The organism is Pseudomonas fluorescens (assembly GCF_000968015.1).
Lineage (GTDB): Bacteria > Pseudomonadota > Gammaproteobacteria > Pseudomonadales > Pseudomonadaceae > Aquipseudomonas > Aquipseudomonas fluorescens_W.
The window spans coordinates 24,134-34,853 of sequence record NZ_LACH01000034.1 but is presented as its reverse complement, the minus strand read 5'-3'; the positions used below and the strand labels follow the sequence as shown (position 1 = coordinate 34,853).

The 10,720-nt window shown below is 59.5% G+C and carries 7 protein-coding genes; 2 read left to right on the top strand and 5 right to left on the bottom strand.

Features of this window, described 5'->3' with window-relative positions:
- Positions 1 to 49: 49 nt before the first annotated feature.
- Genes VD17_RS16110 through VD17_RS16090 form a run of 5 tightly spaced genes read right to left on the bottom strand, consistent with a single transcriptional unit; the run spans position 50 to position 8,442 of the window.
- A complete protein-coding gene (locus VD17_RS16110) occupies positions 50 to 1,456 on the bottom strand; it encodes an ATP-binding protein (RefSeq protein ID WP_046054643.1) in 1,407 nt (468 codons plus the stop codon).
- A complete protein-coding gene (locus VD17_RS16105; protein WP_046054642.1) occupies positions 1,453 to 3,264 on the bottom strand; it encodes a DAHL domain-containing protein in 1,812 nt (603 codons plus the stop codon). The genes VD17_RS16110 and VD17_RS16105 overlap by 4 nt, the downstream gene beginning before the upstream one ends.
- Positions 3,261 to 4,220, bottom strand: coding sequence for a cytochrome-c peroxidase (locus tag VD17_RS16100; RefSeq protein ID WP_046054641.1), 960 nt, complete (start codon positions 4,218 to 4,220; stop codon positions 3,261 to 3,263). Before VD17_RS16100 ends, VD17_RS16105 begins: the two co-directional genes overlap by 4 nt.
- A 44-nt stretch (positions 4,221 to 4,264) precedes the next feature.
- Positions 4,265 to 6,139, bottom strand: a complete 1,875-nt coding sequence (locus tag VD17_RS16095; protein ID WP_046054640.1) for a putative bifunctional diguanylate cyclase/phosphodiesterase — start codon at positions 6,137 to 6,139, stop codon at positions 4,265 to 4,267.
- A complete protein-coding gene (locus tag VD17_RS16090) occupies positions 6,136 to 8,442 on the bottom strand; it encodes a putative bifunctional diguanylate cyclase/phosphodiesterase (protein ID WP_046054639.1) in 2,307 nt (768 codons plus the stop codon). The genes VD17_RS16095 and VD17_RS16090 overlap by 4 nt, the downstream gene beginning before the upstream one ends.
- Positions 8,443 to 8,700: 258 nt before the next feature.
- On the opposite strand from VD17_RS16090, the gene VD17_RS16085 reads away from it, so the two are divergent.
- The gene (locus VD17_RS16085; protein ID WP_046054638.1) at positions 8,701 to 10,053 is read left to right on the top strand and encodes an HD domain-containing phosphohydrolase; all 1,353 of its coding nucleotides are present in this window, start codon (positions 8,701 to 8,703) and stop codon (positions 10,051 to 10,053) included.
- A 208-nt stretch (positions 10,054 to 10,261) separates the two neighbouring features.
- Positions 10,262 to 10,696, top strand: coding sequence for an NUDIX hydrolase (locus VD17_RS16080; protein ID WP_046054637.1), 435 nt, complete (start codon positions 10,262 to 10,264; stop codon positions 10,694 to 10,696).
- Positions 10,697 to 10,720: the final 24 nt, after the last annotated feature.

Sequence of the window (10,720 nt, the reverse complement as noted above, 5' to 3'; positions counted from 1 at the left end):
TGACACAGCCCCATCGCGAGCAAGCTCGCTCCCACATTTTGATTTGTGTTCAGCTCGCCAGTTTGGTCTGGCGCACTGGCAGTTCGACCCTGAAGGTCGTCCCCACGCCAACTTCACTGCGCACCGTAATCTCCCCCCGATGTTTTTTCACGATGCCATAGGACAGGGACAACCCCAGTCCCGTCCCCTGGCCCACCGGTTTGGTGGTGAAGAACGGGTCGAAGATTTTCTGCAGGCTGTCCGGCGCAATGCCGGAGCCGGTGTCTGCGACTTCGATCCACACCGTTTCCGCTTCAAGCCCGGTGCGCAAGGTGATGGTGCCGCGCTCCGGGCCGATGGCCTGAGAGGCGTTGACGATCAGGTTCATGATCACCTGATTGATTTGCGAAGGCAGGCATTCGATGTCGGGCAACGCCTGATATTCCTTGAGCACATCGGCCTTGTACTTGAGTTCGTTGGCGACGATGTTCAAGGTTGATTCGATGCCCTGTTGCAGATTGGCCCACTGCCATTCCTGATTGGAGTCCACCCGGGAGAAGTCCTTCAGGTCCTTGACGATCTGCCCGACCCGGTTGATGCCATCCTTGGATTCCTTGATCAGCAGCGGAATGTCCTCGCGCAGGAACTCCAGCTCGACCCGTTCGCGCAGTTGGTTCAAACGCTCGACGAGCTCGCTGGAGCCGATCGCCTCTTCCGCATCGCGATAGGCGTCGAGCATTTCCTGCAGCTGTTTGAAGTAGCCATCCAGGGTGCCGAGGTTGGAGGAAATGAAGCCGATGGGGTTGTTGATTTCATGAGCGACGCCGGCCGCCAATTGGCCTAGAGAGGCGAGTTTTTCCGATTGCACCAATTGGGTTTCCAGCTGTTTGCGCTCGTCGATTTCCCGCTGCAACTCAACGCTGGCCTCGGTGAACTGCCGGGTTCGGCGCTCGACCATTTGCCCTAAATGGTCCATTTGCACGCTGGCCCGTTTGGTCATGTCCCATTTGGTCAGCAGGGTGTTGGCCATCTGCTGGACTTCGATATTGTCGAACGGCTTTTTCAGGATCAGCAGCCGGTCATGGGCCTGCAATCGATCGAGCAGTTCATCCCAGGAATAGTCGGAATAGGCGGTGCACACCACCACTTGCAGGCTCGGGTCGGCCTGCCATAAATGTTCGATGGTCTGCGCACCGTCCCAGCCCTCGGGCATGCGCATGTCGACGAAGGCCAGGGCGTAGGGGCGGTTTTCCTGCAAGGCTTCGTTCAGTTTGCCCAGGCCTTCCTGGCCGCCATAGGCCGAGTCCAGCTCGAACAGCGCAGTGGTTGATTTCACTTCGCTGCCAAACAGCGCGGCCTCCATCTCGTCCAGTTCGACGGTCTGCTCCGGCATGGGTGTGAGAATCTTGCGGAAATCCACGTGAATGGACGGGGTGTCATCGATCAGCAGAATGCGTCGGTTCGAAAGCTCGCTCATGCTTCCTCCGGTACGGTTTTCAGCGGGATCTGCAACGTGAACAGCGCACCCTTGCCCGGCCCGTCGCTTTGGGCGGTGAGATGGCCGTTCATTTCGATGGCGGCCAGGGCGCAGCTGTGCAGGCCGAAGCCGTGGCCTTCCTTGCGGGTAGTAAAACCGTGGGCAAAGATGCGCGTCATGTTTTCCTCGGCGATGCCTTCGCCGTCGTCCTTGACGCTGACTTGCAGGGTCTTGTCTTCGACGATTTTCACCCCCAGGGTCATTTGTCGCGGGCGATTGCTGAGGTCGGACATGGCGTATTTGGCGTTGCTGATCAGGTTGATCAGGATCAGCAGCAACCGGTGTTTGTCGCCCATGACTCGCGGCACATCGCTGTACTCCTTGACCACCGTGACGTGGTGTCGGGTCAGGGCGCCAGAGTTCATGCGCAGGGCGTCCTCCAGCAATTCGCTGATGTGTAGCGGTTCCATCAGGCTGTTGGCGCCCGCGTAGGACTGCTGGGTGGCGACGATGTCCTTGATGTGGTCCACGCTTTTGGTCAGTTGGGACAGTTCGTCGGTCATGCCTTGTTGTTCCAGGGCTATCGCGTCCACCAGTTGATTCAGGTAGCCCGGTAGCAACTTGCCTTTTGGGTCCTCGGTCAGAAAGGTGCCGAGGTCGCCTGGATGTTCGTTGATCAGCTGCATGGCCTTGCCTAGGCCCTGCGCTTTGCTGGCACGCAGTTTGCGGGTGACCAGGTCGGCTGAAATGTTCACGCTGTTGAGCACGTTGCCGACGTTGTGCAGCACATTGGTGGCGATCTCGGCCATGCCGGCCTGACGCGCGGTGTCGAGCAGTTCGCTCTGGGTATCCTTGAGTTCGCGGGTGCGCTCTTCAACGCGCAGTTCGAGGTCCTCATTGGCGGTTTGCAGGGCTTTGTTGACGCGATTGATCACATTGAAACTGCGCATCAGGTGAATGGCCAGGTACACCAGTAACAGTACCAACAGTACGGAAAACACCAGCATGTAGAAGTGATAACGCTGATCGATCGCGTCGGTCCGCTGCTGGTCGGTGTTCAGCAGGTTGGTAATGTCGTCCAGGCGTTCGGCCACGGGAACGGCTTCGATGTTTTCCAGCAACCGATTGACCACGGGTTGTTCGCGCAGAATCAGCGCGATGTGGTTGCTCATGATATCGATCGTTCCGTGGAACTGTTCAGGTAGACGCTGTTTGTTCACCCCCAGTTTGTTCAGCCCGAGCAGGATGTCGGCGGCCCGGTCATCGGAAGTGACCTGGGCGAACTCCAGGCTGCTGAGCAGTAAGTCATACGTGTCGGTGGCAATGTTCTGAAGTTGCAGTTGGTCCTCATCCACCAACCCGGACAGCTGTTCCTGAATGTCGTCCTCGGCGGTGGGCAGGAACGCCAGTGAGTTGCGCAGCACGGCGTTGTGAGACTTGAACTGCTCCACCAAGCGGGTCTTTTCCTGGATGGCGGTCAGGTACGCCTCATGGCTGGCGCGCCAGATGGGCGAGTCGTTGCGGCCGTGGTTCGACTCCATGGTGTCGAACCGCTCCCAAAGGTTCGTTATCTCGGTCAGTGGTGAGACCAACGGATCGTAGTTATGACTGATGGCGACCCTGGCCTTGAGGATCTCGGTTTCCCATTGTGCGTTCAGCTGCTTGATCCGGCCGATCAAGTCCCGGGATTCGGTGTAGGTCGTCGTCTGGTTCGAGCTGGATTTGAGGTACAGAAACAGCAGCACTGAAGCCAGCATCAGGGCCACGACGCCGAGCAACGCCAGGTTGCGGCGGTTAGACGTTTTCATAAGGGCTTGCCTCCCCATTCACCGGTCAGGGTCTTGAGGAATTTGATGATCAGCGTCTTGTCGTCGGCAGAGGGAATACGACCTAGCTGGAACTTGAACATCACATCCACCGCCTCTTCGAGGGTTTTGGCCGAACCATCGTGAAAATACGGAGCGGTCACGGCGACGTTGCGCAGGCTCGGAACCTTGAACACGTTGCGGTCCTCTTCGTCTTTGGTGACCAGATAGCGGCCCAGGTCGGCTTCGGTGGGGTTGCCCCGAGTCTTGAAGTAGTCGCCCATGACCCCGAACTTCTGGAACATGTTGCCGCCGATGTTGACGCCCTGATGGCAGGCGATGCAGCCATAGTCCTTGAAGCGTTGGTAACCGTATTTCTCGTCGAGGGTGAGAATGTCGGTATCGCCTTGCAGGTATTGGTCGAAACGCGAGTTGGCGCTGATCAGCGTGCGTTCATAGGTGGCCAGGGCATTCTGCACATTGTTCATGGTCACGCCGTCCGGGTAGGCGTTGGTGAACGAGGTCCGATAAGCCGGATCGGCGCTCAGCATCTGCACCACATGCTCCCAGTCACTGCCCATTTCACTGGGGCTTTGCACCACGCCGTGGATCTGGGTTTCCAGGGTGTCGGCGCGGCCGTTCCAGAATTGCCGGAAGTTCAGGCTGGCGTTGAACACGCTGGGGGTGTTGATCGTCAACGGAAGGCCGGCGAAACCAATGGAAAACGCCTTGTTGTCGGCGCCGCCGTTTTCCAGTCGATGGCAACTGGCGCAGGACAGTGAGCTGTCGACAGACAAGCGCGGTTCATTGAACAACTGGCGCCCGAGTTCGACCTGAAACGGATTCTGCTGGGGCACTGCCGGCAGTGGTTTGAGCGCTTCATTCAGCGGCGCGGCGCTGGCGCTCAGGCAGAGTCCGAACAACGGCGCCAATAGCAGACGGTGAAAGAAAGGCGACATCTGATGATTCCTTGGCATGGGGCCTGTGTGTCGTTGCGCATCGTTCACGTGGCTGCGGATGAAGAGGGCTTCACCGACCCCAGATACCGGACGAAGGCGTCCGGCTCCACGGCTTTGCTGAAGTAGAAACCCTGGCCTTCCTCGCATTGATGGGCCTTGAGGAAGTCCAGTTGCTCGAGGGTTTCCACCCCTTCGGCAATGATGGTCAGCTTGAGGCTCCGGCCCAGACTGATGATGGCGCTGACCAGCGCGGCGTCGTTGCTGTCGCTGCTTAAGCCGCGAATGAACGACTGGTCGATTTTCAGCACGTCGATGGGAAAACGCCGCAAGTAGCTCAGGCTGGAATATCCGGTACCGAAGTCATCGATGGCCAGTCGCACGCCCATCACCTTGAGCCGGGTCAGGGCGTTCACTGTGGTTTCGACGTTCTGCATCAGCACGCCTTCGGTGATTTCGAGCTCCAGCAAGGCCGGCTCCATCCCTGTTTGTTTGAGTATCAGTTCGATGCCGTCGACAAAGTCCCGCTGACGGAAATCGATGGCCGACATGTTCACCGACATACAGATCTTCGGCAGCCCCGCGGCCTGCCAGGCGCAGGCTTGTCGGCACGCCTCGGCCAGCACCCATTTGCTCAACGGCACGATCAAACCGCTGTCTTCGGCCACACTGATGAAATCCGAGGGGTAGACCAGACCGCGTCCCGGTTTTTGCCAGCGAATCAACGCCTCGGCCCCGACCACCTGGCCGCTGCCCAGGTCCAGTTTGGGCTGGTAATGCAGGACAAATTCGTTGCGCTCCAGCGCCAGGCGAATGCCGCTTTCGATGCTTTGTTGATCCCGGGCGCGCTGGTTCATCTCGTCGATGAAAAACCTGAAATCGTTCGGACCGCTTTCCTTGACGTTGCGCATCGCGGTTTCGGCTTTCTTGATCAGCGCGATGGCATCGAAACCGTCGTCCGGGTAAATGCTGATGCCCAGGCTGGCGGTCACGCTCAGGTCGTGGCCGGCAATGTGCTGGGGCGCGCGAATGGCGTTCAAGAGTTTTTCGGCGATGCCCTTGGTCTGCTGAGGGTGGCGGACATCGGCGAGGATCACCACGAATTCATCAGCGCCATAGCGAAACACCGAGTCGGACTCGCGCACCGTCGCCACCAGACTGCGGCCGACCTGTTTAAGCATTTCGTCACCGGCCGGATGCCCCAGGGCATTGTTGATGCGCTTGAAGCGATCGAGGCCTAGAAACATCACAGCCAGTTGCTTGTCATGGCGACGGGACAGGGCCAGGGACTGGTTCAACCGGTCGCCGAGCAACGTGCTGTTGGGCAGCTCGGTCAGCACGTCGTACTGCAACAGGTGTGACACCTTGAGCAACTCGTGGACCCGCGCCTCGATGGTCTGCTCCAGGCTCAGGACCTTCATCGCCGCGTCCTGCGCCATCTGCCATTTCCAGGTCAGGGCACTGGCCATCTGGCGGATTTCCAGGCTGTCGAAGGGTTTTTTCAGCACCAGCAACTGGTCGCCGAATTCCAGCCGTTCGGCCATGTCTTCCCAGGTGTAATCGGTAAAGGCCGTGCACAACGCGATTTGCAGGTGAGGGTCGGCCTTCCACAGTTGTTCGATGGTTTCCAGACCGTCCCAGCCCGGTGGCATGCGCATGTCGGTGAACGCCATGGCATAGGGACGACCTTCGGCCAGTGCGCGCTTGACCAGTTCGAGGGCTTCCTGGCCCTGGTAGGCCGAGTCGAGCTGGAATGTCAGCCGATCAAGCTGCACGGTGCCGAACAGGGCTTCTTCTGCGCCGGCCAGGGTCTGTTCGCCTTCGATCTCAGGGCCGAGGATCTTGCGAAAGTCCTCATGAATCGAGGGTGTGTCGTCGATGATCAGGATGCGCCGGTTGGTCCGCACGAGAGGCGATTTCATCCTTTGTCCTCCGTGAAGCGTGGCGGGTTGTCCCGGATCGGGCCGATGTCATGGCTCGGGGGCACGATGCTGCCGGCTTTCAGCAGTTCGGCAGCCTGCTGGCTGCTGACCGCTTTGCTGAAGAAGTAACCCTGGGCGTTCATCGGTGAACCGGTGGCCATCAGCGAGCTGCGCTGCTCCTGGGTTTCGACGCCCTCGGCAATGATGCCGATCCCGACGTCACGGGCGAAGTTGATGATGGCGCGCAAGGTGTTCGCGCTGGCCGGATCGCGGGCGGCGGTGTCGATGAAGGCTTGAGCGAGTTTCAGGTGATTGACCTGGTAGGTCTTGAGGTAGTCGAACGAGGAGTACTCGGTACCGAAGTCGTCGATGGCGATCTTCACCCCCAGCTCACGCAGGCGCGGCAACACATCGTTGTGGGTCCATTTGGTCTGGGCCAGCGTCGCTTCAGTGACGTCGAAGCGCAGGTCCCAGGGGCAGAGTTCCCAGCGTGCCGTAGTGCGCAGCACGTCATAGATCAGCTCGGGACCACTTTTGAGCTGGGCCAGGGACAGCTTGATCGCAATCACCGGCGGCGCCACTCCCTCATCGCGCCATTGACGCATTTGCTGACAGGCGCGATCCAGCACCCAGTGACCGAGCGCGATGATGGTGCCGGTCTTTTCCGCAGCGGGCAGGAACGCCGAGGCGTCCAGCAGACCGCGTTCAGGATGGTTCCAGGTGACTTGCGCTTCCATGCCGAGGATTTTGCCGCTGCTCAGGTCCACTTCCGGCCAGTAATGCAGTTCAAGTTCTTCGTGTTCGATGGCCGCTCTCAAGTCGCTGGCGATGGCCATGCGTTCGACCACCTCCTGATTGATCTCCTCGGAGTGGAAGTGGTACTGGTTGCGACCCTTTTCCTTGGAGCGATACAGCGCCATGTCGGCTTGGGTCAGCAGGCCGTCGGCGCTGGTGCTTTCGGGGGTGCAGCTGCTGATGCCGATACTCACCGAGACCCGCACATCATTGCCGGCCAGGGAGTAGGGCAGTACCAACGTATCGCGGATCTTGGCGGCCAGGGCTGCGGACTGGGTCGGGTCACCGACGTCCAGTTGCAAGATCGCGAACTCGTCACCGCCGAGGCGGGCGACCACATCGTTTTCGCGCACGCAGGCCTTGATCCGGCGTGCTACCTCTTGCAGCAACAGGTCGCCCACCGGATGGCCGAGGGTATCGTTGATGCGTTTGAAGTGATCCAGGTCCAGGTAAAACATGGCGAACGCTGTCGCCCCCCGACGCACAGAGGCGAATGCCTGGTGCAACCGCTCGATCAGCGTCGCACGGTTGGCCAGCCCGGTCAGCCCGTCGGTGCGGGCGAGCAGGGCGATTTTCTCCTCGGCAATTTTGCGTTCAGTGATGTCGATGATGATGCCTTCGACTTCCAGCAAACGGCCTTCATCGTCGCGCACCGGGATGTAGCGGTTTTCGACCCAGCGCCAGGCTCCTTCGCCAGTGCGCATCCGGAATTCGATGGACGCGCCCGCGGCATGACGGTCCAGCACCCGGGCCATGGCGGTGTCGACCTTGGTTTGATCATCGGGATGGATCAGTTCCTGGGCCCAGTTGGCCGAGGCGACCAGTTTCGCCGCGACATGACCGTATTTGGTGATGTTGTGCGAGATATACATCAATGGAAACGACGGCTCGCCGCGCAACCGATACAGAATGGTGGGGCTGTTCTGCACGATGATGTTGGCGTCGGACAGCTCGCGGGTGCGTTCTTCGACCGCCTGTTCGAGCAGCGACATCTTCAACTCTGCGTCTTCGGTCATTTGCCACTTGGCCGTCAATGCGCTGGCCATCTGGCGGATTTCGATGGCATCGAAGGGCTTTTTCAGAATCAGCAGGCGATCGCCCAGTTCCAGGCGTTCGTCGATGTCTTCCCAGGAATAGTCGGAATAAGCGGTGCAAAGCGCCACTTGCAGCTTGGGATCGACCTGCCACAGCCGTTCGATGGTCTCCAGCCCGTCCCAGCCCGGCGGCATGCGCATGTCGATGAAAGCCATCGCATAGGGCATGTCATTGGCCAGCGCCGTTTCGACCTTGTCCAGGGCTTCGAGGCCCTGAAACGCAGAGTCGAGCACGAAGCTTTGCAGCGATAGCGCCGCAGGGGTGCCGAACAGGGCATTTTCGGCGCTGATCAGGCTGTCGTCATCGATCGATGGCGGACTGAGGATCTTGGCGAAGTCCGCATGAATCGAGGCTGTGTCGTCGACGATAAGAATCCGCCGGTTGGTCCGCGCCAGCAGCGTATTTATCGACATACGCTGGTACCGGCAGCAGTGTGGTGCGGTTTATTCATAGGGGGCTTCCTTTCCCTGATCACCTGGCCGAACGTACAGATTTGGATCCGAGTCAGCTGAGCATAGTCGTCTGTCCAGCACTTCGCGCAACTCAATGAGCCGAATCATTTCCGTTGTCGGGCTGAAAATCATCTAGCCTGTAGGTCAGGCTCCGGCAATAGGGGATGTTTGCCTCGGGGCCTGCCACAACGATGTGCCCGTTTCACTTGAGGTGACGCCATGGAAGAGCAACTCCCCACGACTTTTAACGATAAACCCAAGGTGCTGCTGGTCGATGACGAGGAGTCAATCCTCAACAGCCTGCGTCGCCTGTTACGCGGCCAGCCCTACGAGTTGCTGCTGGCCACCAGCGGTGCCCAGGCGCTGGAGATCATGGAACAACACTCCATTGATCTGGTGATGACCGACGCACGCATGCCCAACATGGACGGCGCCACGCTGCTGGCCCGCATCCATCAGTTGTACCCGACGACCACCCGGATTCTGCTCACCGGCTACGCGGACATGCCGACGATCATCAAAGCGATCAACGAAGGGAAGATTCACCGCTACATCAGCAAACCCTGGAACGACGAGGAAATGCTCCTGACCTTGCGCCAGTCCTTGGCTCATCAGTATTCCGAGCGCGAACGCCAGCGCCTGGAGCAGTTGACCCGGCTGCAGAACGACCAGTTGAAGTCGCTCAACATTACCCTGGAAAAACACGTCGCCGCCCGCACTGCCGAACTCCAGCAGACCGCCGACATGCTCGATCTGGCCTACGAAGAGCTCAAGCACAGCTATGTCACCGGCACCGAGGTGTTCTCGCTGCTGGCCAATCTGCGCCTGCCGCCGGCCAAACAGACCAACCGCCAGATCATCGAACTGGTGCGGGTCTACTGCAAACTTCATCACCTGGACGAGGGCACCAGTCGCGACCTGACCATGGCCGCGGCGCTCTACAACATCGGCAAGCTGAGCTGGACCGACAGCATGATGACCGCGCCCGCGGACCTGCTGCATCACAGCGATCGGGAACGCTATCGCGGTTATCCCAAGCAGAGCGAATCGCTGTTGATGACCCTCGACCCGATGAAGGACGCCGCCCGTCTGATTCTTCATCATCAGGAGCGCTGGGACGGCAGCGGTTTCCCGGACCGGCTCAAGGGCGAGGCGATTCCGTTCGGTTCGCGGCTGCTGAAACTGGCGGTGGATTTCATCGAGTTGCAGCGCGGGCTGATCCTCGAGCGGCAGATGAACAGCGATGAAGCGCTGGTCTACATCCGTAGCTATGCCGGGCGGCTCTACGATCCCGAACTGGTGGAGGATTTCATCCAGGTTTGTGCCGCGTACCTGAGCGATGTCTCGTTGGCCGATCCGTCGGTCAAGGTGCTGACCACACGGGAAGTGACAGCGGGCATGATCCTGGCGCGCAACCTCAATGCCGACAACGGCATGCTGCTGCTCAATGCCGGCAAGGTGTTGAATGGGCCGCTGGTGGAGAAGTTGATCGCCTTCGAAGCCATGGAAGGCGCGAAATACAGCATTTTTGTGAAGGTGCCGGAAGACGTTGCGGTTCTCGAGGTGAGTTAGTTTTTCCAGACTCTACACAACCCCCCTGTGGGAGCGAGCTTGCTCGCGATGGCGGCGACATATCCAACATTGATATGACTGACATACCGCTATCGCGAGCAAGCTCGCTCCCACAGGGGCCAGTGGTGCTTTATAGATGTTTTTCGGCGTGACGACACAGCGGCGGCCATGTGATTCTTGCGCCTTTTTCCAAGGACGATCCTGATCCATGACGCTGTCATCCGCTGCTTCGCCCCGTCTCATCCGTATCGCCGCTGCCCTGTTGATCGGCCCGGACGGTCGCACGCTGTTGGTCCGCAAGCGCGGCACCGAGGCGTTCATGCAGCCGGGGGGCAAGATCGAAGCGCATGAGCAACCGGTCCACGCGCTGGCCCGTGAACTGGAAGAAGAATTGGGGCTGGTCATCGATCCGGCACACGCCACTTATCTCGGGCAATTCTCGGCACCGGCCGCCAATGAGCCCGGTTTTACCGTCCAGGCCGAACTCTTTCAACTGACCATCGATTCAGACGTATCGCCTGCGGCGGAGATTGAAGAAGTGCGCTGGATCGACTCGGCCACCGACGGCACTGTCACGCTGGCGCCATTGACACGGGACCTGATCCTGCCGTTTTATCGAGCCTCCTTAACCGCGATCGCTTGATCATCTCTGGACTAAAGGACTGCC